Below are 26,948 nucleotides of genomic sequence, written 5' to 3' on the forward strand. Positions count from 1 at the left end.
GATCGAGGAGCCGGCGCCGCAGGCCTGAGTCGTCGGGGATTCGCCGTTCCCGCCCTGCGTGCGCCGCTGTCCGGGGAGGTTGCCCGTGCCATCGGTGCGGAACCGCGCCAGCAGCGTCGCACTATTGACTTGGCAACAGCGGGATTCGAATCGAACGCCGGCGGGTTCGGATTTTCCCGGCATGAGCGGGTCCCACCGTTTCGATCCACGGTTGTTCGTTCCCGGTGCTTTTCCCGGCAGTCACGCCATCCCGGGGATTTGCCGAGAGCCTCATCGCCCTCCCGACCTGGTCCGATCTGCGCGTTCGACCCGGCCCCGCGCGCCTGCGCCGCATTCACCTGCGTCCTTCGTGATGGCAACCTGCCGGTCGGTGCCGGCGGCGGCGTCATCGCGCCGTCGCCGCCCATCGTGAAGCAGCGCATCGACCGCTGCCTTCGCTACATCGGCGCCCGCCAACCGCGTGGCCGGGAAGACCCCGGCCCGCGGGCGGGCGTTTCCGTTGCGCGAGCCACATACGACTTGTCCGTGGAGAGTTACCCCAATGCTGATCGGCGTCCCCAAGGAAATAAAGAACCACGAGTACCGCATAGGCCTGACCCCGGCCGGTGCGCGCGAACTGGCCGAGCATGGCCACCAGGTCATCGTGCAGCGCGGCGGCGGCAGCGCCATCGGCCTGACCGACGAGCAGTACCTGAGGGCCGGCGCGGAGATCGTCGACACGGCCGAGGAGATCTTCCGGCGCGCTGGCATGATCATCAAGGTCAAGGAACCGCAGCCGGGCGAATGCGCGATGCTGCGCCCCGGCCAGTTGCTGTACACCTACCTGCACCTGGCGCCGGATCCGGCGCAGACCGCGGCACTGGTCGCCTCCGGCGCCACCGCGATCGCCTACGAGACCGTCACCGACGACAGGGGCGGCCTGCCGTTGCTGGCACCGATGAGCGAAGTGGCCGGGCGCATGTCGATCCAGGCCGGCGCGCACGCGCTGGAAAAGGCCCAGGGCGGGTCCGGCGTGCTGCTGGGCGGGGTGCCGGGGGTGAAGCCGGCCGAGGTGCTGGTCATCGGCGGCGGCGTGGTCGGCATCAACGCCGCGCGCATGGCCATGGGCCTGAATGCGCACGTCACCGTGCTGGACCGTTCGCTGGAGCGGCTGAAGTACCTGGACGAGGTCTACGGCGACCGCCTGACCACCATCTATTCCACCCGCGACGCCATCGAGGAGCGCCTGCCGTACACCGACCTGGTGATCGGCGCGGTGCTGATCCCGGGTGCGGCCGCGCCCAAGCTGATCGCGCGCGGCCAGCTCGGGCTGATGCGTCCGGGCTCGGTGCTGGTGGACGTGGCCATCGACCAGGGCGGCTGCTTCGAGACCAGCAGGGCCACCACCCACCAGAACCCGACCTACGAGGTGGACGGCATCATCCACTACTGTGTGGCCAACATGCCCGGCGGCGTCGCGCGCACGTCGACCTTCGCGCTGACCAATGCCACCCTGCCCCACGCGCTGCAGCTGGCCGACAAGGGCGCGAAGGCATTGCTGGACGACGAGCACCTGCGCAACGGCCTGAACGTCCACGCCGGCCACGTCACCTACAAGGCGGTCGCCGACGCGCTGGGCTACGAGTACGTGCCGGCGGTGCGCGCGCTGGATTGATCCAGCGCCTGTTGCGGGGAGAGGAGGACAGGGCCGGCGGCGGCTCCCCGGACGCGGGGGGCCGCCGTCGTGCCGGCGCGATGGCGGCGGTACTGCCGCGCGCACGCTGGCGGCTCGGATGCGCCGCTGGCGGCCGCCGAGTGGACGGCGGGCCGGCACCGGCGGATGGTGACGGGAGGATGGTGCAGGCCGGGATGCAGCAGAGCGACCAAGGGGACCATTCCCGCCGTACCCGCGAAGGCGCACTACCGTCCGATGAAAACGCAGGATCCGGCCAGCTGCCAGCCGGAGTGGATGGCTCCGGCCCGGAAGTATCGACTCGTCGTCCCAGGCCGGGGATCCGGCGACTTGCGCGGTGAAATCGATCAGCTACGCAGTCTCCCGGTAGCTGCACCTTCCAAGGCACAGGCACTCGGTCCCCGCCTGCGTGGGGACGACGAGTGCTGGGAGGGCGGCCCACGGCCCGAGTCCCGCTGTTTCTGGCGAGGTCGCAAGGCCTCTGCCGCAAGCCCTCGCCGCCAGGCAGGAAAACTTCCCAGGACAGCAGTGCGCGAAGGCGGGGACCCAGCGGCTTTCGTCCAGTTGAAGGTCAAGCCACTGGATCGCCGCTTGACCGGCCATTGGGCTGCTGAAAAGCCGCGGGAATGGCGCGTTTCGTCGGAGGCTCCCGCAGGTCCAGGTCCAGGTCCAGGTCCAGGTCCAGGTCCAGGTCCAGGTCCAGGTCCAGGTGCAACCGGCGCCCGGCGCCCGGCAGCGCGTCGGCTGCGGCTCAGGCCGGTTCGTCGGGGATCAGCGCGCTTTCCAGCCGGGTGATGCAGTCCTTGAGCTGCAGCTAGCGTTTCTTCAGCCGCTTGAGCGCCAGCTCGTCGGCCTGCAGGTCGGCCACGCGGCTGGCGATCTCCTGGTCCAGCGCGCGGTGCTCGCAACGCAGTTGCGCCAGGCGCTGGGCGATGTCGGCGGGATCTTGGCTCACCGGTCGAGCTTACACCGGCGCACCGTCCCGTGGCTTGCCGACAGCGGGCGACCGATGCGATGCAAGCGGGAAAGCAAGGCCCGCCTCGACGGAATCCGGTAGCCCGGACAAGCGCAGCGCACCCGGGACGATGCCCCCGGCCGCGAGCGTCGTCGCGGGTGCGACCTTCGGCCTTGCCCAGGCTACGCACTGCCGCGCAGGCAGCTCGGAAAAGCGCAGGCTACAACCTGCTCAACGGACGCAGCGTTCGCTGCCGCATAGGCAGCTCGGAAATCGAACGGGCAGGGATCGTTGGCGCTGCCGCCGTTCACTGCCGCGCATGCAGTTGGGAAATTCAGTGCCGGGCATGCCGTCCGCTGCGGCCTGTTCATCGCCTTCACGGCATGAGCGCCGGCTTACCGGCCGCCCGGCGGTGCCGACGGCGGGCGGCTAGAATGGCTGGTCCATGAGTGCCGTCATCCCCCTGCCCGATCCGCGCGCCCGCCGTCGCCCCGCCGCCGGTGGCGGCGATCGCGCCTGCGCCCGGCTGGGCCGGCAGCTGCGCCGGCAGGTCGGCCAGGCCATTGCCGACTACGGCATGATCGAGGCCGGCGACCGGGTGATGGTGTGCCTGTCCGGCGGCAAGGACAGCTACACGCTGCTGGACATGCTGCTGCAACTGCAGGCGCGGGCGCCGGTGCCGTTCTCGATCACCGCGGTGAACCTGGACCAGAAGCAGCCGGGCTTTCCCGCGCACGTGCTGCCGGACTACCTGCGCGCGCTCGGCGTGGATTTCCACATCATCGAGCAGGACACCTACTCGGTGGTCAGCCGGGTGATTCCCGAGGGCGCGACGATGTGCTCGCTGTGTTCGCGCCTGCGCCGCGGCGCGCTGTATGCGCACGCGGCCGCGCACGGCTTCAGCAAGATCGCGCTGGGCCACCATTGCGACGACACGGTGGCGACCTTCTTCATGAACCTGTTCCACCACGCCCGGCTGGCGGCGATGCCGCCCAAGCTGCTGTCCGACGACGGCCGCCACGTGGTGATCCGGCCGCTGGCGTACGTGCGCGAGCACGACATCGCCGACTACGCCGCGGCACGGGGTTTCCCGATCATCCCGTGCAACCTGTGCGGCAGCCAGGAGAACCTGCAGCGGCGCCGGATCGCGCAGATGCTGCGGCAGTGGGACCGCGACAGTCCCGGCCGTGTCGAGCAGGTCGCGCGTGCGCTGGCCGACGTGCGGCCCGCGCAATTGGCCGACCCGCGGCTGTTCGATTTCCTCGCGCTGGGCCATCGCGAGGGAGCGGGGCAGGCCGACGCGCCGGTCAGCCAGGCCGGGGTCGGGGACACGTAGACCCTCCCACCGCCGCCCGAATCCCGAATCCCTAATCCCCAATCCCCAATCCCGGTACCTAGATGTTCTTTCGCAACCTGACGCTGTTCCGCTTCCCCACCACCATCGATTTCTCCGAGATCGACACCTTGCTGCCGGAGGTGAAGCTCAAGCCGGTCGGCCCGCTGGAGATGTCCTCGCGCGGCTTCATCTCCCCGTTCGGCCGCGACGAGCAGGAGGTACTCAGCCACCGCATCGGCGAGTTCCTGTGGCTGACCGTGGGCGGCGAGGACAAGATCCTGCCCGGCTCTGTGGTCAACGACCTGCTGGCGCGCAAGCTGGCCGAGATCGAGGAGAAGGAAGGCCGCAAGCCCGGCGGCAAGGCGCGCAAGCGGCTCAAGGACGACCTGGTGCACGAGCTGCTGCCGCGCGCCTTCGTCAAGTCCTCGCGTACCGACGCCATGCTCGACCTGCAGCACGGCTACGTCGCGGTGGACACCTCCAGCCGCAAGAGCGGCGAGAACGTGATGAGCGAGATCCGCGGCGCGCTGGGCAGCTTCCCGGCGCTGCCGCTCAACGCCGAGGTCGCGCCGCGCTCGATCCTCACCGGCTGGATCGCCGGCGAGCCGCTGCCCGAGGGTCTGTCGCTGGGCGAGGAGTGCGAGATGAAGGACCCGATCGAGGGCGGCGCGGTGGTCAAGTGCCAGCACCAGGAACTGCGCTGCGACGAGATCGACAAGCACCTGGAGGCCGGCAAGCAGGTCACCAAGCTGGCATTGAACCTGGACGACCACGTCTCCTTCGTGCTCGGCGACGACCTGGTGATCCGCAAGCTCAAGTTCCTCGACGGTGCCCTCGACCAGTTGGAGGACAGCGACGCCGATGGCGTGCGCGCCGAGCTGGACGCGCGCTTCGCGCTGATGAGCGGCGAGGTGCGGCGGCTGTTCCTGCTGCTGGAAGAGGCGCTGAAGCTGAGCAAGGCCGAGACCTGAGAACCTGTTCGCGATCTCCCGTAGGAGCGACCGTAGGAGCGACTTCGGTCGCGATGGGGCTCTACCCGTAAAGCCTCATCGCGACTGAAGTCTCTCCTACATTCGTACGGGCGGCTCGCCTGCGCATTCCCGGGCCACCGCGACCCGCCGGCACCGCTGCACCCACCTTGGGAATGCCCGGACATCCGCCGGCAAACCGTCCCGGCGTATGCTGTGACGCATGCCGAGCTTCCTCCACCGCCTGATCGCGCAGCCGCCGCGGGTCGTCGAGCGCGACTGCGTGCGCCTGCACCTGGACGGGCGCGAGATCGAGGTGCTGCGCGTGCGCGATCCGCGTGCGCGCCGCATCAAGCTCAGCGTGGACGAGCGCGGCGCGCGGCTGACCCTGCCGCCGCGCGCCAGCCTGGTGGCCGGCGAGCGTTTCCTGCACGAGCATCGCGACTGGCTGGCATTGCAGCTCTCGCACTACCGGCAGGCCGACAGCCTGGCGCCGCTGCAGCGTGGCCAGCCCGGCGAACTGCCGCTGCGCGGCGAGCGGCTGCCGGTGCACTGGCACGAGTCGCGCTATGCGCGGATCGAGGTCGAGGACGGCATCGCGCACCTGCACCTGCCGGTGCGCGCGGGCGAGCCAGCGCTGCGACGCGCGCTGAAGGACTTCTACGAGGCGCAGGCGCGTGCCGACGTCGGCCGCTGGCTGCCGAAGTACCTGCCGTCGCTGCCGCGTGCGCCGCGCGCGGTGCGCTACAAGACCATGTCCTCGCAGTGGGGCTCGCTGGCCCCCGATGGCTCGATGGCGCTGGACCTGGCGCTGGTGCTGGGGCGGCCCTCGGCCTTCGAGTACGTGCTGGTGCACGAGCTGTGCCACCTGATCCAGGCCAACCACTCGCCGGCGTTCTGGCACGAGGTCGAGATGCGCTTCCCGGGCTGGCGGCAGGAGCGCGACTACTTCCACCAGCACGGCCGCCAGCTCAAGGCGCAGTTGCGGCGGCTGCAGTCGGTCGAACCGCTTCCTCCCTCCTGACGGTGGCCTGCGGAGCCGGCCCGGCTCCATGCGGACCGCGGCGCTCAGGCCGTGGCCGCCAGCCGCAGCGGCGGTTCCGCCGGGACCGGCCCGGCCTGCAGCCGGAACACCGACACGGTCTCGCTCAGCTGACTGGCCTGCTCGGCCATGGCCCGTGCGGCGGCAGTGGCTTCCTCCACCAGCGCGGCGTTCTGCTGGGTGGTCTCGTCCATCTGGGTCACGGTCTGGTTGACCTGCTCGATGCCGGCCGACTGTTCCTGCGAGGCCGCCGAGATCTCGGCCATGATGTCGGTCACCCGCTGCACCGAGGTGACGATCTCGCCCATGGTCTTGCCGGCCTCGTGCACCAGCGCCGAGCCGTCGGCGACCTTGCCGACCGAATCGTCGATCAGGCCCTTGATCTCCTTGGCGGCATTGGCCGAGCGCTGGGCCAGGGTGCGCACCTCCGAGGCGACCACGGCGAAGCCGCGGCCCTGCTCGCCGGCGCGAGCCGCTTCCACGGCCGCATTCAAGGCGAGGATGTTGGTCTGGAAGGCGATGCCGTCGATGACGGAGATGATCTCGGCGATCTTCTTCGAGGAAGTCTCGATGGCGGACATGGTGGTGACCACCTGGCCGACCACCTCGCCGCCCTGCTGGGCGACCCCGGCCGCACCCTGGGCGAGCTGGTTGGCCTGGCGGGCGGACTCGGCGTTCTGGCGCACGGTGGAGGTGAGTTCCTCCATGGAGGCGGCGGTTTCCTCGAGATTGGCTGCCTGCTGCTCGGTGCGGCGCGACAGGTCCTCGTTGCCGGCGGCGATCTCGGTGGCGGCGGTGTCGATGGCGCCGGAGGCCTGCTGGATGCGGCCGACGATGCCGGTCAGGCGCTGCACCGTGGCATTGGCGTCGTTGCGCATCTGCGCGAACACGCCCTGGAACTCGCCCTCCATGCGCGCGCGCAGGTCGCCGTCGGCGATCGCGCCGAGCAGGGCGGAGAGCTTGCCCAGGTTGGCGTCGCTGACGTCCATCATCGCGTTCAGGTCCACCACCATCGCGGCGAAGTCGTGCTCGAAGCGGCCTGCGTCGCCGCGCACGGCGAAGTCGCCGGCCGCGGCGGCCTGCGCCAGCCGCTTGATCTCGGCGTTGATCGCCTGCAGGTTGTGCTTGACGGTGTCCATGGTGCGGGTGAGCGCGGCCTTCTCGCCGGGATAGCGCTCCAGGTCCGGCGCCAGGTCGCCGACCGCGTAGCGGCCCATGATGTCGAGCAGGTGCATCTCCATCGCCACGTGCGAGCCGACGAAGGCGTTGGTCTCGCGCACCAGCTGCCCGTACTCGCCGGGGAAGCGCGTTTCGTCCATGCGGAAGCTGATCATGCCGGCGTCGTGCTGCCGCGCCATCTCGAGCTGGGCCTCGGTCACCGCCTTCAGCTGCTGCTGCATGCGGTCCATGTTGTGCAGCAGCTGGCCGACCTCGTCGCGCGCGGTGTCGCCGATGGCGTTGCCGAAGCGCCCGGCGGCGATGTCGGAGGTGATCTGCGTGGCGCGCTGCAGCGGCCGGGTGATCGACCGGGTGATCAGCCAGCTCACGCCGCTGAGCAGCGCCCATATCAGCGCGAACATGCCGCCCAGCCGCAGCATCTGCTTCCAGAAGGCGGCCTGCACGTCGTCGATGTAGATGCCCGAGCCGATGATCCAGTTCCACTCGGGGATCCCGCGCACCTCGTTGATCTTGGCGACCGGCTCGGGGCTGCCGGGACGCGGGAACAGCAGCTCGATCGTGCCGCCGCCCTGGCTGCGGACCAGGCGCACGAACTCGGCGTCGGCATCGCCGTCGGCGATGGTGTCGACCAGCTTGTCGTCGCCGCCGTGCATCAGCCGGCGCATGCGCCGGTCGTCGAGCACCTCGTTGGCGAAGAAGTAGCTGTCCTTGCCGTAGCGCATCTGCCGCAGCGTCGCCAGCGCCTGCTGCTGCGCCTGCTGCCGGCTCATCTGCCCGTCGGTGGCCAGCTGCACGTAGTGCTGCGCGGCGTGGGTGGCGGCATCCATCATCTGGCTCAGGGCGTCTTCGCGCTCGGCCATCAGCGAGGTGCGCATGCTGTAGCCGGAATAGGCGCAGATCGCCAGCAGTCCCAGGATCGAGATCGCGTTGAGCAGGTGCAGGCGGGTGGCCAGGCGCAGATCGCCCCATTTTTGCGCCAGCCGCCGCCGTCCGGTGGGCGACAGGGAACGGGTCGAGGTTTTCATGCGGGCAGACTCCCGGAAGGCAACAGTATGTGGGCCGGGCGTCCGGGCCTGATCGTGTCGTTGGCGTGCCAAGTCGGGAACAGGGAGCCGCGGCGTACGGGTCGCCTACCGTCTATCGGCCGGGCATGCCCGTGGTTTAGCGCCGCGGGACCGGATCGGATGCGCCCAGGCTGCGTCCTGGTGTCGCAGCCGAAGCGCCCGGAGCACGTCCACGCTCCCAGCAGGGGTGCAGCAGATGCCGATCGGCCGCCGGGGCTCAGCAACCACGAGCCGCCCGTAGGAGCGACTTCAGTCGCGATGGAGCGTTACCGGTAAAGCCCCATCGCGACTGAAGGCCCGGAGGCCACGCAGAGTCGCTCCTACAAAAGATCGCGAACGGGTTCCCGGTGCGCCGCGAGGAAGCGCGCGATCACCGCGGCGACCGGCTCCGGCATTTCCATGTGCAGGTGATGCCCGCCGGGGATGACCGCCAGTTCGCCGTGCGCGAGCAGGGAGGCGCGGTGCCGGCGCAATGCCTCGGGGAAGTACGTCTGCGGCGGATCGGCGTAGATCACCTGGGTGGGGCATTCGATCGCCGCCACCAGGTCGTCGATCTGCGCCTCGGTCATGCGGATCGAGGTGGGCAGGGTCAGGCGCGGGTCGCTGCTCCAGACCAGGCCGCCCTCCACCGGGCGGATGCCGCGCTCGACCAGCAGACGCGCGCAGTCCTCGTCGAGGTGGTTGGCCAGCATGCGCGCGCGTACCGGCATCGCCAGGTCGGGGAAGACGCGCAGCGCCTTGCCCGCCAGCGCGCGCCGCTGCGCGATGGCCTGGCGCAGCCGCGAGGCGGTGTTGCCTGCGTTCTCGGCCAGGCCGCCGAGAGCCTCGATCGCCACCAGCGCCTCGATCCGTTCCGGTGCGGCGGCGGCCGCCAGGCTGGCGATGCCGGCGCCCATCGAATGCCCCAGCAGGCAGAAGCGCGTCCAGCCGAGCGCGTCGGCGATCTCCAGCACGTAGGCGATAGCGTTGGCCGCGGTGTACTCGACGCCGTGCGGCAGGTGCGCGCTGCGGCCGTGGCCGGGCAGGTCGGGCATCACCAGCTCCAGCTGCGGCAGCCGGCCGGCGAGCGGCACGAAGCTGGCGGCGTTGTCCAGCCAGCCGTGCAGCGCCAGCACCCGGCGCCCGCCCGGCGTGCCGCTGCGCAGCCCGGCGATGCGGCCGATGGAGATGTCGCAGCCGAACTCGGCCGCCGTGCCGTCGGGCCTCATCGCCGTGACGGCGAGCGGGGGCCGGTGGACGAGGCGCGACGGAGCATCGGGATCACGCGCGTGTCGCCAATGCCGCCAGTGCCTGCGCGTGCGCCGGCGCATCGTTGAGGCAGGGGATGTAGCGCAGCTGCGCGCCGCGCTCGGCCACCGTATGCACGAAGCCCATCGCCACTTCCTCCAGCGTCTCCAGGCAGTCGCAGGCGAAGCCGGGGCAGGCCACGTCGATCCGTCGGGTGCCGGCCTCGGCCAGCGCCCACAGCGCCGGTTCGGCGTACGGCTGCAGCCAGCGCTCGCGGCCGAAGCGCGACTGGTAGCCCAGCGACCAGTCCTGCGCGCCCAGTCCCAGCGCGGCGGCGATCGCCTCGGCGCTGGCGCGGCAGCGCTGGGGATACGGGTCGCCGGCATCGGCCACCCGCTGCGGCAGGCCGTGGAAGGAGAACATCAGGTGTTCGCCGCGGCCGTGCTGCTGCCACCATTGCTCGATCGAGGCGGCCACCGCCGCCACCCAGGCCGGGTCGGTGGCGTAGTCCTCGATCACGCGCACCTCGATCTGTGGCGCCTGCCGGCGCCATGCGTCCACCACGTCCTCGATCGAGGCGGTGGTGGTGGTCGAGTACTGCGGATACAGCGGCAGCACCACGACCCGGGTGATGCCCTCGGCACGCAGCGTGTCCAGCGCGCCGCGCAGCGCCGGCTCGCCGTAGCGCATGGCGTCGCGCACCCGCCACTGCGGCAGCTCGCGCTGCATGCCCTCGGCCAGCCGCCGGGTGTACACCGCCAGCGGCGAGCCCTCGGGCAGCCAGACCTGGGCGTACTTGTGCGCCGAGCGCGGGCCGCGCAGGGGCAGGATCAACCCGTGCAGCAGCGGCTTCCAGAGCAGGGGCGGAAGCGAAACCACGCGCCGGTCGCCGAGGAACTCGGCCAGGTAGCGCCGCACCGCGGGGGCGGTCGGGGCCTCGGGCGTGCCTAGGTTGACCGCCAGCAGGGCGGTATGGGGAGCGTCGGGCATGCAGGCATTGTCGCAGAGCGCGGCACCGCTGCCATGCACATGGTGTTGATCGTTGCGATAGGGCCGGGATTGGGGATTCGGGATTGGGGATTGGCAAAAGCGCAGGCGATCCCGGCTTTGACGAATCTCCAATCCCGAATCCCCAATCCCGGCCCCACCCGAAAATGCTCATTGCCGATTCATTGCATAGCGATTAGGTTCAGCGGCTTGCGATCCCTTGTTGCGAATCCACTTCCGGAGCCTGCCATGCGTCCCCTGCCGCGCCTGCTGTTGCTGATTTCCCTTGCCGCCACCGCCGGCCACGCCATCGCCGGCCCGCAGGAGGACGAGCGCGCGCGCAATGCCACGCGGGTGCTGAGCGAGATCCAGGGCATTCCCGAGCAGGGCATCCCCGACAAGCTGCTCGACGAGGGCCGCGCGGTGGTGGTCATCCCCGATACGCTCAAGGCCGGGCTGGTGATCGGCGGGCGTCGCGGCCATGGCCTGATGTCGGTGAAGAACGCCGACGGCAGCTGGTCCAACCCGGTGTTCATCAAGCTCACCGGCGGCAGCATCGGCTTCCAGGCCGGCGTGCAGTCCTCCGACGTGGTGCTGGTGTTCCGCAACGACCGCAGCCTGGACAACATCGTCAACGGCAAGTTCACCCTCGGCGCCGATGCCGGCGTGGCCGCCGGCCCGGTCGGGCGCAATGCCGCCGCCGCCACCGACGGCCAGCTCAAGGCCGAGATCTGGTCGTGGTCGCGCGCCCGCGGGCTGTTCGCCGGCGTCGCCCTGGACGGCGCGGCGCTGCAGATCGACGACGACGCCAACCAGGCCGCCTACGGCCCCAGCACCACGCCGCGGATGATCTTCGAGGGGCGCCTGAACGAGCGTCCGTCCAGCGACGTGGTCGCCTTCCGCGACCGCCTGGAGGAGGCCACCTATTCGGCCCGGCAGAGCCGTGGCACCGCGACGCCGGCACCGGTGCAAACCGCCGTCGCCGCACCGGCACCGGCACCGGCCGCGCCCTCGGGCGAGGCCAGCACCGCGCCGCTGCAGCCGGGCAGCGCCCAGACGCAGCCGCAGCAGGGCTTCCAGCCGGTGTCCGAGGGCGAGATCCGCAGCGAGTCGCTCGACGGCAATCCCTGAGCGTTCGTCCACGATCGGGCACGCCTGCCCGCAGGAGCGGGGGCGCCGTAGGAGCGACTTCAGTCGCGATGGGGCCTTATCGATAGAGCCCAATCGCGACTGAAGCCGCTCCTACGGCGCTGCTGCGGACGGCTCCAGCCCGATGGCTGAAGATGCGCGGCCGATGAATCGCAGCGGTGCGCCACGGCCAACCCGCTGGGTTATCCTCACCGTCCCTTCGGACTTATTGCGAGCGGATCATGGGCAGTTTCAGCATCTGGCACTGGATCATCGTGCTGGTCATCGTGCTGCTGGTGTTCGGCACCAAGCGGCTGACGAGTGGCGCCAAGGATCTGGGCAGCGCGGTCAAGGAATTCAAGAAAGGCATGCGCGACGACGACAAGCCGGCCGGCCAGCTGGGCAGCGAGTCGCGCAGCCACGAGCAGGACAAGCACGAGACGCCGGCCGGGCAAGACCGCGATCAGCGCTGATCGCGGGGCCACGGCGTGTTCGGTCTCAGCTTCAGCGAACTGCTGGTCATCGCGCTGGTCGCGCTGGTGGTGCTCGGCCCCGAGCGCCTGCCCAAGGCGGCGCGCTTCGCCGGGCTGTGGGTGCGCCGCGCCCGCACGCAATGGGAGTCGGTGAAGCAGGAGCTGGAACGCGAGCTGGAGGCCGACGAGCTCAAGCGCGAGCTGCAGGCCGCTCAGGATTCGCTGCGCCAGGTCGAATCGCAGCTGCGCCAGGAGAGCGACCAGGTGCGGCGCGAGGGCCAGGCGTTGAAACAGGCGGTGCAGCAGGACATCGCCACCTCCGCGGACCATGCCGACGCTTCCGCCGCCGCGCCGCCTGCAAGCCTGGCGGCGCCTTCGGCCACGGCCACAGGGGTGGCGGACGCGGCGGCGACCGCAAACACCCCGCTGCCGCCGCAGGATGGCGCTGCGCTGCAGCCGGCCGTTCCCGAGCCGGCCGCCGCCGGGCATGAGCGCAAGGAGGGCGCGTGAATCCGTTCCCCCCCGATCACGAGGCCGAGAGCAGCCTGATCGATCACCTGGTCGAACTGCGCGCGCGGCTGGTGCGCGCGTTGGTGGGGCTGGGCGTGGTGCTGCTGGCGGTGCTGCCGTTCGCGCGGCCGATCTACAGCTGGCTGGCCGGGCCGCTGATCTCGCAGCTGCCGGCCGGGCAGACGATGATCGCGGTGAACCCGGCCGGCGCGTTCTTCGCCCCGCTCAAGCTGGCCTTCTTCGTGGCGCTGTTCATCGCGGTGCCGTGGCTGCTGTACCAGGTCTGGGCATTCGTCGCGCCGGGCCTGTACCAGCGCGAGAAGCGCCTGGCGCTGCCGCTGCTGGCCTCGGCGGTGGCGCTGTTCTACATCGGCTGCGCCTTCGCCTACTTCCTGGTGCTGCCGGCGGTGTTCCACTTCCTCACCACGTTCAAGCCGGACGTCATCGCCATCACTCCCGATGCCGCCTCGTACCTGGATTTCGTGCTGGTGATCTTCTTCGCCTTCGGCGCCAGCTTCGAACTGCCGGTGGCACTGGTGATCCTCACCCTGCTGGGCTGGGTCACCCCGCAGCAGCTCAAGGACGGCCGCGGCTACGCCATCGTCGGCATCTTCGTGCTGGCGGCGGTGATCACCCCGCCCGACGTCATCTCGCAGCTGATGCTGGCCATCCCGATGTGCCTGCTCTACGAGATCGGCATCCACGCCTCGCGCTGGCTGCTGCCGCGCGACGACGCGGCCACGAGCGGTAGCTGAGGCAAGGCCTCGCGGGACGTGGGTCGGGCCGCGTCACGCTGGTGCCCGCTCCCCAGGCGCTGAAGTCAGATCTCATGCCCCCTCACTTGCGCGCAGCGCAGCGCAGCGCAGGGGAGGGCTGGGGAGGGGTGCTTTTTGCCTCGGCGCTTGATCGCCGGCTGGTCGATGGCTCGCTGGCCCGAAGCGGATCAAGCGCGACGGCAGCCGCAACGGCACCCCTCCCCAACCCTCCCCTTCACCTTCGGCGAAAGGGAGGGGCAACGGCGCCGGCTCGGGTGCGGTTGTGCGGGCCTTCCGGCTTGTGCGCCTGTACCCGCCCGGCGCGTCAGGCGGCGATCACGTCGTCCCGCGGCGGCGGTTCGGTGGTCGAGGCGGGGCCGAACATCTGCTTCCACGCCGCGTAGACCGAGCCGCCGAATACCGGCATGGTCACCGCCATCATCAGCAGCTGCGCGATCCACATGCCGACCACCTGGCCGGCGATCAGGCTGCCGATCATCGCCACCAGCATCACCGCGAAGTAGATCGCCATCAGCGCGATGAAGGCCAGCACGAAGAACACCAGCATCGCCGGCAGGTTGTGCAGGCAGGCGTTGAGGCTGTTGCGCAGCGCCTGCCAGCCGCCGGTGCGCTGGAACATCACCTGCGGCGCCATCACGAACATCGCCAGCGCCAGCGCGGCAAAGGCGACCACCACCAGCAGCAGCCACAGCAGGATGCGTCCGGCCGGCAGGCTGCCGACCAGCTGTTCGATCTGCGCCGGGTCCGGCTGCTGGCCGGACTGGCTGATCTCGTTGAGCCTGGTCATCACCTCGCCCAGCTGCTGCAGCCCGGAGGCGCCCATCAGCACCAGCAGCAGCACGCCCAGGATCAGGCCGGCCACCAGCTGCGGCAGCAGCGTGACCAGCAGGTGCGGCGCGCGGCCCTCCTGCACGCCCTGCAGCAGGTGCGCCGGACGTGCGGCGCGGCCCTGGTCGACCTCGCGGATCGCCCACAGCAGCCCGCCCATGAACAGCGGCCCGGCCAGGATCAGCAGCAGCTGCACCAGCGTGCCCAGCGCCGGCACCAGCAGCGACAGCGACAGCACCAGCGACACCGATACGCCCCAGATCACGCCCAGCCCGCCCAGCGCCAGCGGCGCACTGCGCAGCAGCGCGAAGCCGGTCAACAGCCATTCCGCGCCGGCCGAGGCCGGGACCTTGCGAATTTCGCTCATTCCAGTTCCAGCAAAGGGTGATGTTTGGAGAAAGAACGCGCCGGTGAGTCCGGCGCGCCGGGAGATTATCGCCGTTTTCCCGGTCCGGCGCCGGCCAGGGGCACGGGTGGCGGGAATGTCCGGCGGCGGAGCCGTCCGCGACGGGAGTAACAGGGGCCACGCCCCTCGTAGAGCCGAACTTGCTGGGCTGAAACCTTCCCGGTGCAGCCCCAGCCGAGCAGGCTCGGATCCACGAAGCTCAGGATGCTTCGTCGGAGCATCGGCAGAACCGATGCCGGAGGGTTAGCGGGATTCCCGACGGGTCCTGCCAGGCTCGGGCGACGGGCCTCGGTCGTCTCGGGATGCTGGCCCGGACTGCGCGGCTGCGCAAGGGAACTGCGGCCCGCGACCTGCACGCATCTCGAAGACGTTGAAAGGCATGGCTCCGACTGCCGGGCAAGAGACCCGACGCGGCCTATCCGGGAACCGGCGCAACGCCCTAGCCGGCGCCCGGCTGCATGCCCCGCGCATGGCGCACGAAGCGCTTGAGCAGCTTGCGCGCCAGCGGCGCGGCGGTGACCTCGCGGGCGATGGTGCGGGCGCAGCGGCCGCTGCGCTGCAGGCAGTCGGCGCGGGCCTGGACGTAGCCGCGGATGTGGTGGGTGGCGAATTCCGGGTGGAACTGCACGCCCCAGGCCGAGTCGCCCCAGCGGAAGGCATGGCACTGGTCCTGCAGCGAATGCGCCAGCACGGTGGCGCCGTCGGGCGCGCGCAGCACCGTCTGCATGTGGGTGGCGTGGGCCGGGAAGCGCTCGGGCAGGCCGGAGAACAGCGGGTCCTCGAACGCCGGCGGCTCCAGCCGCAGTTCGATGGTGCCGGACTCGCGCCCGGCCGGGTTGTAGTCCACCTGGCCGCCGAGCGCGTGCGCCAGCAGCTGGTGGCCGTAGCAGATGCCCAGCAGCGGGGTGCCGCCGTGGGCGGCCTCGCGCAGCCAGTCGGCCGAGCGCTCGCTCCAGTCGGCGTGGTCGGTGACGAAGGCGGCCGAGCCGCTGACGATGACCCCGGCGAACAGGCCGCGTGCCGGCAGCGCCTCGCCGGCTTCCACGTTCACCGAGATGGCCTCGCCCGGCTCCAGCCCGGCGGCGACGCGGATCCAGTGCGGGAAGCGCCCATAGCGCTTGACCGCCGGCAGCGGCTGGCCGGTTTCGAGGATCAGGAACGGCGCGGGGTTCATTCCGAAGGGGGGAGCACCGACAGGACTTCGGCGATTGTAGTCAGACCGGCGGCCACCTTTTCAAGGCCGGTGCGGCGCAGCGTGCGCAGGCCGTCGGCGCGGGCGGCGCGGGAAAAGGCCGCCAGGTCCATGTCGGCACGGATCAGGCTGCGCAGCCGGGGAGTGATCGGAAGCAGCTCGTACAGGCCTATGCGGCCCAGGTAGCCGGTGCGGCGGCACTCCAGGCAGCCCACCGGCGCATATGTCGCCACGTTATCCGGTAATGCCTCATCGCCATCACGCAGCACCGCCCAGTCGGCCTCGGCGAGGGCGTGTTCGCGCTTGCAGTGCGGGCACAGCGTGCGCACCAGGCGCTGGGCGAGCACGCCGGACAGGGTGCTGGCCACCAGGTAGTGCGGCACGCCCAGGTCGAGCAGGCGGGTGATCGCGGAAGGAGCGTCGTTGGTGTGCAGGGTGGACAGCACCAGGTGGCCTGTCAGCGAGGCCTGCACCGCCATGTGCGCGGTCTCCAGGTCGCGGATCTCGCCGATCATGATGATGTCCGGGTCCTGCCGCAGCAGGGTGCGCACGCCGCTGGCGAAGTCCAGGTCGATGTTGTTCTGCACCTGCATCTGGTTGAACTCGGTCGCGATCATCTCGATCGGGTCCTCGACCGTGCACACGTTCACGTCCGGCGTGGCCAGGCGCTTGAGCGTGGAGTACAGCGTGGTGGTCTTGCCCGAGCCGGTCGGGCCGGTGACCAGCACGATGCCGTTGGGCCGCTCCACCAGCGCGTTCCAGCCGGCCGCCTCCTCCGGGCTGAAGCCGAGCTGGTCGATGCTCTTGAACGCCGCGTCCGGGTCGAAGATGCGCATCACGCACTTCTCGCCGAAGGCGGTGGGCATGGTCGACAGGCGCATCTCCACCTCGCGCCCGCCGGGGCTGCGGGTCTTGATGCGGCCGTCCTGCGGGCGGCGGCGCTCGGCCAGGTCCATGCGCCCGAGCACCTTGATGCGGCTGACCACCGCGGTCATCACCGCCGGCGGCACCTCGAACACCTTGTGCAGTACGCCGTCGATGCGGAAGCGCATGCGCCCCATGTCGCGGCGCGGCTCCAGGTGGATGTCGCTGGCGCGCTGCTCGTAGGCGTACTGCAGCAGCCAGTCGACGATGTGGACGATGTGGTGGTCGTCGGCGTTGACGTCGCCGGCGCGGCCCAGCTCCACCAACTGCTCGAAGCTGGGCAGGCCGCTGCCCTGCTCGTTGCGGCCGTCGCGCGCCCCGCGCACCGAACGGCTGACGCCGAAGAACTCCATCGTGTAGCGGTGCAGGTCCAGCGGGTTGACCATCGCCACTTCGATGCGGCGGCGCGCCAGGTGCTGCAGGTCGGCGCGCCAGTCCAGCGCCAGCGGCTCGCTGGTGGCCACCAGCACGCGCTCGCCATCCACCGCCAGCGGCAGGATGCGGTGGCGGCGCGCGTAGGCGTGCGAGACCGCCGCGGTGGCCGCGGCCACGTCCACCCGGGTGGGATCGATGCGCAGGTAGCGGTGGCCGGTGCGGGTGGCCAGCCATTCGGTCAGCCGTTCCAGCCCCAGTTCGCCGGCCGGCGGCTGCGCCGCGGTGAGCTTGAGGTTGGCCAGCAGCACCAGCGGATGCACCTCGCTGGGGGTGCGCGCGCCGCCGGCCGAGAACTGCATGCGCGCGCGATCGGCCGGCGCCACCAGGCCATCAGTCACCAGCGCGGCGGCCACGCGCTCGAACGCCAGCCGGCCCGGCGGCAGGCTCGCCGCGACCGGAGCGGGCGCTGCCGGCCCGGTTGCTTGCCGCTGTTCCATCGTCCCCATGCCTGCTGCGCGGACAAGTGCCCGCCGACCGGCCGGTATACTAGCGCACCCCTTTTTCAACCGGCTTCCGCTGCATGTCCGCCTCCCGGCCTGTTCCTCCCCCCGACTTCAAGGGCCTGACCTTCCAGGACCTGATCCAGACCCTCAACCGGTACTGGGCGCAGCAGGGCTGCGTACTGATCCAGCCGCTGGACCTGGAAGTCGGCGCCGGCACCTTCCACCCGGCCACCTTCCTGCGCGCGCTCGGACCGGAGCCGTGGGCGGCGGCCTACGTGCAGCCCTCGCGCCGTCCCACCGACGGCCGCTACGGCGACAATCCCAACCGCCTGCAGCGCTACTACCAGTACCAGGTGGCGATGAAGCCCAACCCGGACGACCTGCAGGAGCTGTACCTGGGCTCGCTGAAGGCGCTGGGCATCGATCCGCTGGTGCACGACCTGCGCTTCGTCGAGGACAACTGGGAGTCGCCCACGCTCGGCGCCTGGGGCCTGGGCTGGGAGGTCTGGCTCAACGGCATGGAGGTGACCCAGTTCACCTACTTCCAGCAGGCCGGCGGGCTGGAGTGCAAGCCGGTGCTGGGCGAGGTGACCTACGGCCTGGAGCGGCTGTGCATGTACCTGCAGGAGTGCGACAACGTCTACGACCTGGTGTGGACCTTCGGCCCGGACGGCACGCCGGTGAGCTACGGCGACGTCTACCACCAGAACGAGGTCGAGCAGAGCGCCTACAACTTCGAGTACGCCGACGTGGCCGAGCTGTTCCACCGCTTCGACGCCTGCGAGCGCGAGGCCAACGTGCTGGTCGAGGCCGGGCTGCCGCTGCCGGCCTACGAGCAGGTGTGCAAGGCCAGCCACAGCTTCAACCTGCTCGACGCGCGTCGCGCGATCTCGGTCACCGAGCGCCAGCGCTACATCCTGCGCGTGCGCGCGCTGGCGCAGGCGGTGGCCCGCGCCTACTACGCGCAGCGCGAGAAGCTGGGTTTCCCGGGATTGAAGAAGACGTGACGTGATCCCTTCCCCCGCTGGCGGGGGAAGGTGCCCGAAGGGCGGATGGGGGCGCTCGCCGCACCGTCCGCAGCTCCGGGCAAGAGCACCCTCATCCGGCGCTTCGCGCCACCTTCCCCCGAAAATGGGGCCTTGTCCCGCCCGCGGGAGAAGGAAAACCTAAGGTTTACTGCAATGAGTGAAATGAAGCCGCTGTTGGTCGAACTGGGCACCGAGGAGCTGCCGGTCAAGGCGTTGCCGGGGCTGGCGCAGGCGTTCTTCGACGGCATCCTCGCCGGGCTGGAGAAGCGCGGCATCGCCGTCGAGCGCGGCGACGCCAGGCCGCTGTCCACGCCGCGCCGGCTGGCCGTGCTGCTGCCGGGCGTGGCCGCCGAACAGCCCGAGCAGGCCGGCGAAGTGCTGGGGCCATACCTCAACATCGCCCTGGACGCCGACGGCCAGCCGACCCGCGCGCTGGCCGGCTTCGCCGCCAAGGCCGGGGTTGAGTGGACCGCGCTGGAACGCACCACCGACGCCAAGGGCGAGCGCTTCGTGCACCGCTCGGTCACCCCGGGCGTGCGCACCGCCGAGCTGTTGCCGCAGATCGTGGCCGAGGCCATCGCCGCGATGCCGATCCCCAAGCCGATGCGCTGGGGCGACCACGACTACGCCTTCGCCCGCCCGGTGCACTGGCTGGTGCTGCTGTTCGGCAGCGAGGTGGTGCCGGCGCAGCTGCTGGGCGTGAGCGCCGGCCGCGACAGCCGCGGCCACCGCTTCATGCACGATGCGCCGGTGCCGCTGGCCGCGCCGGCCGACTACGTTGCCGCGCTGGAGGCGGCGTACGTGCTGGTCGACCCGGCGGTGCGCCGCGCGCGCATCGTTGCCGAGGTCGAGGCCGCCGCCCGCCAGGCCGGCGGCAACGCCCGCATCAGCGAGGACAACCTCGGCCAGGTGGTGGACCTGGTCGAGTGGCCGGCCGCGGTGCTATGCAGCTTCGACCGCGATTTCCTGGCGGTGCCGCAGGAAGCGCTGATCGAGACGATGGAGATCAACCAGAAGTTCTTCCCGGTGCTCGACGACGGCGCGCGCATCACCGAGCACTTCATTGGCATCGCCAACATCGAGTCGAAGGACCCGGAGCAGGTGCGCCGCGGCTACGAGCGGGTGATCCGCCCGCGCTTCGCCGATGCGCGCTTCTTCTTCGACGAGGACCTCAAGCAGGGCCTGGTGTCGATGGGCGAGGGCCTGGCCAGCGTGACCTACCAGGCAAAGCTGGGCAGCGTGGCCGACAAGGTCGCGCGCGTGTCGGCGCTGGCGCAGGCCATCGCACCGCAGGTGGGCGTGGACGCGGCGCTGGCCGCGCGCGCCGCGCAGTTGAGCAAGAACGACCTGCAGTCGCGCATGGTCAACGAGTTCCCCGAACTGCAGGGCATCGCCGGCCGCCACTACGCGGCGGCCGCCGCCGAGCCGGCCGAGGTCGCGCTGGCGATCGACGAGGCCTACCGCCCGCGCTTCGCCGGCGACGACATCGCCGCCTCGGCCACGGGCAAGGTGCTGGCGATCGCCGAGCGCCTGGACACGCTGGCCGGCGGTTTCGCCGCCGGGCTCAAGCCGACCGGCAACAAGGACCCGTTCGCGCTGCGGCGCAATGCGCTGGGGCTGGCGCGGACGGTGATCGAGAGTGGGTTTGAGCTCAGTATTAAACAATGGCTACTCGTAGCCTCTGCTTACGCACAGCTGGCCATACATAGAAAGCAGTCAATCGACTTTCTGAAACAGATGGCGCCGCTTTCCAATCAAATGTCCGACTTTGGAGTGGACGTTGATGTGGAGAAAGCCTTGGGGCAGCACCCAGACGGTCAGAAGTTTCATGCAGACCTCAAGGCCGTAACCGAAGAGCTATACGACTTCATCCTCGACCGCCTGCGCGGCTACTACGCAGACAAGTCCGATGGGAGCGGGGGCGTGCCGGCCACCCACTTCAACGCGGTCGCCGAGCTGAGGCCGGCCTCGCTGTACGACTTCGACCGCCGCCTGGACGCGATCGCCACCTTCGCGCAGCTGCCCGAGGCGGCGGCGCTGGCGGCGGCGAGCAAGCGCATCCGCAACATCCTGCGCAAGGCCGGCGATGCCATCCCCGGCGAGATCGACCCGGCGCTGCTGCACGAGCCGGCCGAGGCCGAGCTGGCCGAGTCGGTGGAAGCGGCGATCACCGAGACCGGCGCCGCGCTGGCGCGGCGCGACTACGTCGAGGCGCTGGCCTACCTGGCGCGGCTGCGGCCGCAGGTGGACGCGTTCTTCGAGCAGGTGCTGGTCAATGCCGAGGACGCGGCCGTGCGCGGCAACCGCCTGGCCCTGCTCAAGCGCCTGGGCGACCGCCTGGACTGCGTGGCCGCGCTCGAGCAGCTGTCCTCGTAGCGCATGGCTCTAGCTGTTCCTTCCCCCGTTTGCGGGGGAAGGTGGCGCGCAGCGCCGGATGGGGGGCTTTTGCTGTGGCTTTCCCATGCTTCAGGCAACCCCCATCCGCCTTCGGCACCTTCCACCCCGAGGGTGCCCAGCCCCGCAAGCGGGGGAAGGGAGCTTTCCTGCTTCACAGAGACGGGCCGTAGAGAGGGGGCACGCCCCGCCGTCACACGCTTCCGTGCACGTGTAGTTAACGACTTCACACGCGGTGCCGGTATTCTGGTGCCATGCGACCCGTTCCCCTCCTCGCAGCCGCAGTGCTGCTTTCCTGCGCCGGTATCGCCCACGCTCGCGGCACCATCGACAAAGTGCAGATCACCGGTCTGGACAGCGGCGACGAGGCCGCGATGATCGAGAACATCGAAGTCTCGCTGTCGCTGTACGAGGCCATCGGCAAGGAGCAGGGCGAATCCCGGCTGGAATACCTGCTCAGCCAGGCGCAGCGGCAGGCGCGCGAGGCGCTGGAGCCGTTCGGCTACTACTCGCCCACCATCACCGTGGAGGCGCCGCGCAGCAACGACCACCTGACCGTCACCATCCACGTCGACAAGGGCGAGCCGGTGCGGGTGCGCGAGTCGCACGTCGAGATGGAGGGCTGGGCGACCGAGGACCGCTACCTGCAGGCCGACGTCAAGGCGTTCAAGCCCAGGCCCGGCGACGTCTTCGACCACACCACCTACGAGGCCAGCAAGGTCACCATCACCCGCCGCCTGGCCGAGCGCGGCTATTTCGATGCCGACTTCACCCAGCGCCGGGTGGAGGTCACGCGCGCCGAGCATGCCGCCGACATCGACCTGGGCTGGGACAGCGGCCGCCGCTACGACATGGGGCCGGTGCGCTTCCACCAGGACTATTTCCGCGAGAAGCTGCTCGACCCGCTGGTGTACTGGGAAGAGGGCAGCTACTACCACGAGGGCAAGATCGACCGCCTGCGCGAGTCGCTGACCAAGCTGGACTACTTCAGCACCATCGACATCCAGCCCAAGCCCGAGGAGGCCGACGACCAGGGCCGGGTGCCGATCGACGTCAGGCTCGAGCGCGCCAAGCGCACCATCTACACCTCCGGCCTGAGCTACGGCAGCGAGAGCGGCGCCGGTGTGCGCGGCGGCGTGGAACGGCGCTACGTCAACGATCGCGGGCACAAGATCAACACCCAGCTCGACTACGCGCAGAAGCGCAAGTCGCTCAGCACCACCTACCGCATCCCCGCCTTCCGCTGGCTCGACGGCTGGTATGCCTTCACCGGCCGCCTGTACGACGAGCAGACCGACTACATCGACCTGCGCAACGTCAAGGTCAGCGCCGCGCGCAGCGGCGAGATCAACGAGCACTGGAGCGCGGTGGCCTCGATCAACTTCCTGCGCGAGCGCTGGCGCTACAGCTCCGGCGAGGATGACGACTTCAGCGGCTCGATCTACCAGACCTCCTCGCTGGTGTACCCGCAGCTGGAGGCCAACTACGCCAACGTCGACGACCGCACCTTCCCGCGCCGCGGCGTGGCCATCAACATGATGATGCGCGGCGGCGTGGAGGGGGCCGGTTCGGACACCAGCTTCCTGCAGGGCTCGGGCAAGCTGCGCTGGTTCCTGCCGGCCGGCGACAACGGCCGGCTGATCCTGCGCGGCGAGGGCGGCACCACCTGGACCGGCGACCTGGTGGCGATGCCGCCGAGCCTGCGCTTCTTCGCCGGCGGCGACGACAGCATCCGCGGCTACGCCTTCCGCGAGGTCGGCCCGCGCACCCCGGCGCCGGACCGCTACGCGCTCGGCGCCAAGCACGTGGTCACCGGCAGCGCCGAGTTCGAGCACTATTTCAGCGGCGGGCCGTGGGGCGCGGCGGTGTTCGTCGACAGCGGCAGCGCCTTCGACGACACCCCGGACTGGCATACCGGCGTCGGCGTGGGCATGCGCTGGCGCTCGCCGGTGGGGCCGGTGCGCATCGATGTCGCCCACGGCCTGAACGACCCTGACTCGCAGTTCCAGCTGTACCTCAACATCGGAGTCAACCTGTGAACGCGCCGACCGACGCCGCACCGCCGCCGCCGCGCCCGCGCTTCTACCGGCGCCGCGGCTTCTGGCTGGGCTCGGGGCTGGGCGTGCTGGGCGTGGTCCTGCTGGTGCTGCTGGCGGTGTACTGGCTGCTGCAGACCGTGGCCGGGCGCGACGTGCTGCTGGCGCAGGTGGTGGCACGCCTGCCCGCCGGCGCCTCGTTCACCTGGGGCGAGGTCGACGGGCCGGTGGCCGGGCCGCTGACCCTGCGCAACGTCGATTTCCGCTACCAGGACACCCACTTCACCGCCGAGCGCGTCTACCTGGACCCGGACATCCGCCCGCTGCTGGGCCGCAAGCTGCGGCTGGACGCGCTGGAACTGAGCGGCGCCACCCTCGACCTGGGCAAGAGCGAGGAGCCGTTCAAGATGCCGAGCTGGCCCGGCTCGCTGCCGCAGATCGCCACGCCGCTGGCGCTGCAGGCCGACACCATCGTCGTCGACAACCTGCGCATCACCCAGCTGCAGCAGCCGATGATCGACATCCGCCGGATCCGCGGCGGCGTCGAAGTGGCCAACGGCGAGCTGCGCGTGCAGCAGCTGGTGGCCGATACCGATCGCGGCGACTTCCGCGTCGACGGCCGCTACCTGCCCGGCAGCGACTACAGCACCGACCTCACCGCCACCGCGGTGCTGCCGGCGCCGCGCGGGCGCACCCCGGCCAGCGTCGGGCTGGTCGCCCGCGGCGACCTGGAAAGGATGCGGGTGGCCGTGGCCGGCCGTGCGCCGGCGCCGCTGCATGCCGACCTGGTGCTGAACGGACGCGACGATCCGAGCTGGGAACTGACCGCCAGCAGCGAGGCGCTGGACCTGTCGCTGCTGCTGCCGCCGGCCGAGGGCGCCGCCGCGCCGGCGTCCGAGCCGCTGGCGTTCGACTTCACCGCCACCGGCAAGGGCGGCGACGCCCGCCTGCAGGGCAAGCTCAGCCAGGGCGACGACCTGGCGGTGACGCTGCAGCCTTCGCACATCGTCCTGGCCGACCAGGTGCTCACCGTCGAGCCGCTGGTGATCGACGCCTTCGACGGCCGCACCGAACTGCGCGGCAGCGCCGATTTCCGCGACATGGACAACGCCAGCTTCCGCTTCGCGGTCAATGCCAACGGCCTGAAGTTCGTGCCGGCGCCGGACCCGGCCACGCCCGAGGCGCAATCGCTGCCGGTGGAACTGGTGGAGGCGCGGCTGGGCGTGGCCGGCACGCTCAAGGCCTGGGCCGCGATCGGCCGCGCGCAGGTCGAGCGCGACGGCGGCCAGGCCACACTGGTGTTCGACAGCCGCGGCGACGACCGCCATGCCGAACTGCGGCAGGTGGAGGCCACCACGCCGGGCGGTTCGCTGAAGGTCACCGGCGAGGTCGCCTGGCAGCCGCAGCTGGGCTGGGACGTGCAGGCGGTGCTGGCCAAGTTCGATCCGGGCTACTTCGTTCCCGGCTGGAACGGCAACCTGTCCGGCACCATCGCCTCCAAGGGCGAGCAGCTGCCGGCCCCGGCCGGCGGAGTATCGCCGGGCTACCAGGCGACCGCCGAGATCGCCTCGCTCAGCGGCCAGCTGCGCCAGCGCCGGCTCGACGCCAAGGGCCGCTTCGCGCTGCAGGGCGACCAGGGCGAAGGCCAGCTCGACCTGGCGCTGGGCAACAGCCGCGTCGCCGCCCACGGCAAGATCGGCGACCGCCTCGACATCGATGCCCGGCTGCAGCCGCTGCAGCTGGACGACCTGCTGCCCGGCGGCGCCGGCAGCCTGCGCGGCAGCGTGCAGGTCACCGGCAGCCGCGATGCCCCCGACATCGCCGCCGACCTGACCGGCAGCGGCCTGCGCTGGAACGACTGGAGCGCCGAGAGCGTCGAACTGCGCGGCCGCCTGCCCTGGCGCGGTCGCGGCGGCGACCTGGCGCTGCGCGGCACCGCGATCGACGTCGGCATGGTCCTGGACAGCGTGCGCGTGCAGGCGCGCGGCGCCGTGGAGGACCTGGACCTGGACGTGGAGGCAAACAACCCGATGGCGGCGCTGGCGCTGCAGGGCGCGGCCCGCCGCAGCGGCACGCGCTGGCAGGGCGAACTGGCCAGCCTGCGCATCGCCCCGTCCAAGGGCGACGCCTGGGCACTGCGGCAGCCGGCGCAGTTCTCGGCCAATGGCCCGGCCTTTACCCTGTCCGAGGCCTGCCTGGCCGCGACCGGCGGCGGCGCCCTGTGCGTAAGCGCCAACTGGCCGCGCGAGGGCCTGACGCTGCATGCCGACAGCCTGCCGCTGACGCTGGTGCAGCCGTGGCTGCCGCCGCAGAACGGCCGCCCGATCACCTTGCGCGGCGACGTCTCGCTCGACGGCAGCTTCAGGCCGCGCGGCAACGCCTGGGAAGGCAGCTTCCGCATGGCCTCCAAGGAAGGCGGCGTGCGCCTGGGCGAACGTCCCGACGCGGTGAGCGCGGGCAATCCCAACCGCGGCGAGCTGATCCGCTACGACCAGTTCAGCGTCGAGGCCACATTCGACCCGCGCCACATCAATGCCCGCCTCGGCGTCGGCTTCCAGGGCAACGGCTTCATCGACGCCAAGTTCGACACCGGCTGGGATCCCTACGCGCCGCTCAACGGCGAGCTGTACATGAACATCTCGCGGCTGTACTGGCTGGAGCTGTTCGTGGCCGAGATCGATCGCCCGCAGGGGCTGATCGAAGGCCACGTCAGCCTGCGCGGTACCCGCTCGCAGCCACTGCTCGGCGGCGATGCCACCTTGAGCAACTTCACCGCCGAATACCCGTCGATGGGCCTGGCGCTGAGCGAGGGCAAGGGCCGCTTCGACGCCCAGCCGGACGGCTCGGCCAAGATCACCGCCTCGGTGAAGTCCGGCGACGGCACCCTGACCGTGGACGGCGGCCTGTCCTGGTACGGCGACGGCACCCCGCTGCAGCTGAACATCGGCGGGCAGAACGTGCTGGCGTACAACACCCCCGAGCTGCGCGTGATCGCCAACCCGGACCTGCAGTTCGGCCTCGTCAACAACACCATGCGCCTGCGCGGCCAGGTCACCGTGCCCGAGGCCGACATCGACCTGGAGCGGCTGGATCGCGGCACCTCGGTGTCCGAGGACGTGGTGGTGCTCGATCCGGTGGACCCGGAAGAGGCGCCGGCCTCGCCGCTGGACATGGAGCTGGCGATCGTCCTGGGCGAGAAGGTGAACATGAGCGGCTTCGGCCTCAAGGGCGGCCTCGGCGGGCAACTGCAGATCCGCGCGCGCCCCGGCCGCGAGATGACCGCCAACGGCGGCCTAGACGTGCGCGGCCGCTACAAGGCCTACGGCCAGGACCTGACCATCACCCGCGGCCAGCTGACCTGGAACAACAACATCGTCTCCGACCCGCGCATCAACATCCGCGCCGAGCGCAAGATCGGCGACGTCACCGCCGGCATCGACGTCAGCGGCCGCGCCGAATCGCCGCGTGCCGACGTCTGGTCCGAGCCGGCGATGTCGCAGTCCGAGGCGCTGGCCTACCTGGTGCTCGGCCGCAGCCTCAACACCGCCAGCAGCGACGAGAGCGCCCAGGTCAGCGCCGCTTCGGCCGCGCTGTCGGCCGGCAGCGGCCTGGTGGCCTCGCAGCTCGGTGCCAAGCTCGGCCTGGACGAGGCCGGCGTCAGCCAGTCCAGCACCCTGGGCGGCTCGGTGGTCGGCTTCGGCAAGTACCTGTCGCCGAAACTCTACGTCGGCTACGGCGTATCGATGGTCGGCAGCGGCTCGGTGCTGACGCTCAAGTACCTGCTGCGGCGCGGATTCGACGTGGAAGTGGAATCGAGCACGGTGGAGACGCGCGGGTCGATCAACTGGCGGCGGGAGAAGTAGGGCCGTTGCACTGCGCGGCTTTGCGAAACGCAACCGCCCTCATCCGGCGGCTGCCCGACATGCATGGTGAAGGACGCCCGCT

The 26,948-nt window shown here is 70.7% G+C and carries 18 protein-coding genes and 1 pseudogene; 12 read left to right on the forward strand and 7 right to left on the reverse strand.

Annotated elements, in window-relative coordinates:
* Positions 1-541 precede the first annotated feature (541 nt).
* Positions 542-1,654, forward strand: a complete 1,113-nt coding sequence (gene ald / locus LRX76_RS09200; RefSeq protein ID WP_231804332.1) for an alanine dehydrogenase — start codon at positions 542-544, stop codon at positions 1,652-1,654.
* 769 nt (positions 1,655-2,423) lie between these two features.
* Here the strand turns inward: ald and LRX76_RS09205 are convergent.
* Positions 2,424-2,627, reverse strand: a pseudogene (locus tag LRX76_RS09205) (DUF465 domain-containing protein).
* Between the two features lie 445 nt (positions 2,628-3,072).
* On the opposite strand from LRX76_RS09205, the gene ttcA reads away from it, so the two are divergent.
* From ttcA to LRX76_RS09220, 3 genes are all read left to right on the forward strand, one after another.
* Positions 3,073-3,963, forward strand: a complete 891-nt coding sequence (gene ttcA / locus LRX76_RS09210) for a tRNA 2-thiocytidine(32) synthetase TtcA (RefSeq protein WP_231804334.1) — start codon at positions 3,073-3,075, stop codon at positions 3,961-3,963.
* A 62-nt stretch (positions 3,964-4,025) separates the two neighbouring features.
* Positions 4,026-4,934 (forward strand): recombination-associated protein RdgC, encoded by a 909-nt coding sequence (locus tag LRX76_RS09215; RefSeq protein ID WP_231804336.1) that lies wholly within the window; start codon positions 4,026-4,028, stop codon positions 4,932-4,934.
* A 220-nt stretch (positions 4,935-5,154) separates the two neighbouring features.
* A complete protein-coding gene (locus tag LRX76_RS09220; RefSeq protein ID WP_231804338.1) occupies positions 5,155-5,955 on the forward strand; it encodes a SprT family zinc-dependent metalloprotease in 801 nt (266 codons plus the stop codon).
* Between the two features lie 44 nt (positions 5,956-5,999).
* On the opposite strand, the gene LRX76_RS09225 is transcribed toward LRX76_RS09220, so the two are convergent.
* The 3 genes from LRX76_RS09225 to hemH all read right to left on the reverse strand — a co-directional run bounded on the left by LRX76_RS09225 (position 6,000) and on the right by hemH (position 10,433).
* On the reverse strand, positions 6,000-8,177 hold the full coding sequence (locus tag LRX76_RS09225) for a methyl-accepting chemotaxis protein (RefSeq protein WP_231804340.1): 2,178 nt from the start codon (positions 8,175-8,177) through the stop codon (positions 6,000-6,002).
* 359 nt (positions 8,178-8,536) lie between these two features.
* The gene (locus LRX76_RS09230) at positions 8,537-9,424 is read right to left on the reverse strand and encodes an alpha/beta hydrolase (RefSeq protein WP_231804342.1); all 888 of its coding nucleotides are present in this window, start codon (positions 9,422-9,424) and stop codon (positions 8,537-8,539) included.
* Between the two features lie 52 nt (positions 9,425-9,476).
* Positions 9,477-10,433, reverse strand: coding sequence for a ferrochelatase (hemH, locus tag LRX76_RS09235; RefSeq protein WP_231804344.1), 957 nt, complete (start codon positions 10,431-10,433; stop codon positions 9,477-9,479).
* A gap of 246 nt (positions 10,434-10,679) precedes the next feature.
* Here hemH and LRX76_RS09240 point away from each other — a divergent pair, with 246 nt between their 5' ends.
* The 4 genes from LRX76_RS09240 to tatC all read left to right on the forward strand — a co-directional run bounded on the left by LRX76_RS09240 (position 10,680) and on the right by tatC (position 13,296).
* Positions 10,680-11,561, forward strand: coding sequence for a YSC84-related protein (locus tag LRX76_RS09240; RefSeq protein WP_231804346.1), 882 nt, complete (start codon positions 10,680-10,682; stop codon positions 11,559-11,561).
* A 239-nt stretch (positions 11,562-11,800) separates the two neighbouring features.
* The gene (gene tatA / locus LRX76_RS09245; protein WP_231804348.1) at positions 11,801-12,031 is read left to right on the forward strand and encodes a Sec-independent protein translocase subunit TatA; all 231 of its coding nucleotides are present in this window, start codon (positions 11,801-11,803) and stop codon (positions 12,029-12,031) included.
* A gap of 15 nt (positions 12,032-12,046) precedes the next feature.
* Positions 12,047-12,541 carry a Sec-independent protein translocase protein TatB gene (tatB, locus tag LRX76_RS09250; protein WP_231804350.1) on the forward strand — a complete coding sequence of 165 codons (495 nt, stop codon included), beginning with the start codon at positions 12,047-12,049 and terminating at the stop codon, positions 12,539-12,541.
* The gene (gene tatC, locus LRX76_RS09255; RefSeq protein WP_231804352.1) at positions 12,538-13,296 is read left to right on the forward strand and encodes a twin-arginine translocase subunit TatC; all 759 of its coding nucleotides are present in this window, start codon (positions 12,538-12,540) and stop codon (positions 13,294-13,296) included. The genes tatB and tatC overlap by 4 nt, the downstream gene beginning before the upstream one ends.
* Positions 13,297-13,621: 325 nt before the next feature.
* On the opposite strand, the gene LRX76_RS09260 is transcribed toward tatC, so the two are convergent.
* The 3 genes from LRX76_RS09260 to LRX76_RS09270 form a co-directional block, all read right to left on the reverse strand.
* Positions 13,622-14,512, reverse strand: coding sequence for a BPSS1780 family membrane protein (locus tag LRX76_RS09260; protein WP_231804354.1), 891 nt, complete (start codon positions 14,510-14,512; stop codon positions 13,622-13,624).
* Between the two features lie 478 nt (positions 14,513-14,990).
* Entirely contained in the window at positions 14,991-15,725 is a 735-nt protein-coding gene (locus LRX76_RS09265; RefSeq protein WP_231804356.1) for a glutamine amidotransferase, read from the reverse strand.
* Positions 15,722-17,539 carry a GspE/PulE family protein gene (locus LRX76_RS09270; RefSeq protein ID WP_231804413.1) on the reverse strand — a complete coding sequence of 606 codons (1,818 nt, stop codon included), beginning with the start codon at positions 17,537-17,539 and terminating at the stop codon, positions 15,722-15,724. Before LRX76_RS09270 ends, LRX76_RS09265 begins: the two co-directional genes overlap by 4 nt.
* A gap of 83 nt (positions 17,540-17,622) precedes the next feature.
* Between LRX76_RS09270 and glyQ the strand changes: the two genes are divergently transcribed.
* The 4 genes from glyQ (at position 17,623) to LRX76_RS09290 (ending at position 26,866) form a co-directional block, all read left to right on the forward strand.
* Positions 17,623-18,552, forward strand: coding sequence for a glycine--tRNA ligase subunit alpha (glyQ, locus tag LRX76_RS09275; protein WP_231804358.1), 930 nt, complete (start codon positions 17,623-17,625; stop codon positions 18,550-18,552).
* Between the two features lie 174 nt (positions 18,553-18,726).
* On the forward strand, positions 18,727-20,949 hold the full coding sequence (gene glyS, locus LRX76_RS09280) for a glycine--tRNA ligase subunit beta (protein ID WP_231804360.1): 2,223 nt from the start codon (positions 18,727-18,729) through the stop codon (positions 20,947-20,949).
* A gap of 272 nt (positions 20,950-21,221) precedes the next feature.
* Complete coding sequence (locus LRX76_RS09285; protein WP_231804362.1) at positions 21,222-23,006, forward strand: autotransporter assembly complex family protein; 1,785 nt, start codon at positions 21,222-21,224, stop codon at positions 23,004-23,006.
* The gene (locus tag LRX76_RS09290; protein ID WP_231804364.1) at positions 23,003-26,866 is read left to right on the forward strand and encodes a translocation/assembly module TamB domain-containing protein; all 3,864 of its coding nucleotides are present in this window, start codon (positions 23,003-23,005) and stop codon (positions 26,864-26,866) included. Before LRX76_RS09285 ends, LRX76_RS09290 begins: the two co-directional genes overlap by 4 nt.
* Positions 26,867-26,948 lie beyond the last annotated feature (82 nt).

It is taken from the genome of Stenotrophomonas sp. MMGLT7 (assembly GCF_021168555.1).
In the GTDB taxonomy this organism is placed as follows: Bacteria; Pseudomonadota; Gammaproteobacteria; order Xanthomonadales; family Xanthomonadaceae; genus MMGLT7.

What these genes read in the sequence shown, in the direction of transcription:
- ald (WP_231804332.1), top strand. Translation starts at nt 542, where the DNA reads ATGCTGATCGGCGTCCCCAAGGAAATAAAGAACCACGAGTACCGCATA.
- ttcA (WP_231804334.1), top strand. Translation starts at nt 3,073, where the DNA reads ATGAGTGCCGTCATCCCCCTGCCCGATCCGCGCGCCCGCCGTCGCCCC.
- LRX76_RS09215 (WP_231804336.1), top strand. Translation starts at nt 4,026, where the DNA reads ATGTTCTTTCGCAACCTGACGCTGTTCCGCTTCCCCACCACCATCGAT.
- LRX76_RS09220 (WP_231804338.1), top strand. Translation starts at nt 5,155, where the DNA reads ATGCCGAGCTTCCTCCACCGCCTGATCGCGCAGCCGCCGCGGGTCGTC.
- LRX76_RS09225 (WP_231804340.1), bottom strand. Translation starts at nt 8,177, where the DNA reads ATGAAAACCTCGACCCGTTCCCTGTCGCCCACCGGACGGCGGCGGCTG.
- LRX76_RS09230 (WP_231804342.1), bottom strand. Translation starts at nt 9,424, where the DNA reads ATGAGGCCCGACGGCACGGCGGCCGAGTTCGGCTGCGACATCTCCATC.
- hemH (WP_231804344.1), bottom strand. Translation starts at nt 10,433, where the DNA reads ATGCCCGACGCTCCCCATACCGCCCTGCTGGCGGTCAACCTAGGCACG.
- LRX76_RS09240 (WP_231804346.1), top strand. Translation starts at nt 10,680, where the DNA reads ATGCGTCCCCTGCCGCGCCTGCTGTTGCTGATTTCCCTTGCCGCCACC.
- tatA (WP_231804348.1), top strand. Translation starts at nt 11,801, where the DNA reads ATGGGCAGTTTCAGCATCTGGCACTGGATCATCGTGCTGGTCATCGTG.
- LRX76_RS09260 (WP_231804354.1), bottom strand. Translation starts at nt 14,512, where the DNA reads ATGAGCGAAATTCGCAAGGTCCCGGCCTCGGCCGGCGCGGAATGGCTG.
- LRX76_RS09265 (WP_231804356.1), bottom strand. Translation starts at nt 15,725, where the DNA reads ATGAACCCCGCGCCGTTCCTGATCCTCGAAACCGGCCAGCCGCTGCCG.
- LRX76_RS09270 (WP_231804413.1), bottom strand. Translation starts at nt 17,539, where the DNA reads ATGGAACAGCGGCAAGCAACCGGGCCGGCAGCGCCCGCTCCGGTCGCG.
- glyQ (WP_231804358.1), top strand. Translation starts at nt 17,623, where the DNA reads ATGTCCGCCTCCCGGCCTGTTCCTCCCCCCGACTTCAAGGGCCTGACC.
- glyS (WP_231804360.1), top strand. Translation starts at nt 18,727, where the DNA reads ATGAGTGAAATGAAGCCGCTGTTGGTCGAACTGGGCACCGAGGAGCTG.
- LRX76_RS09285 (WP_231804362.1), top strand. Translation starts at nt 21,222, where the DNA reads ATGCGACCCGTTCCCCTCCTCGCAGCCGCAGTGCTGCTTTCCTGCGCC.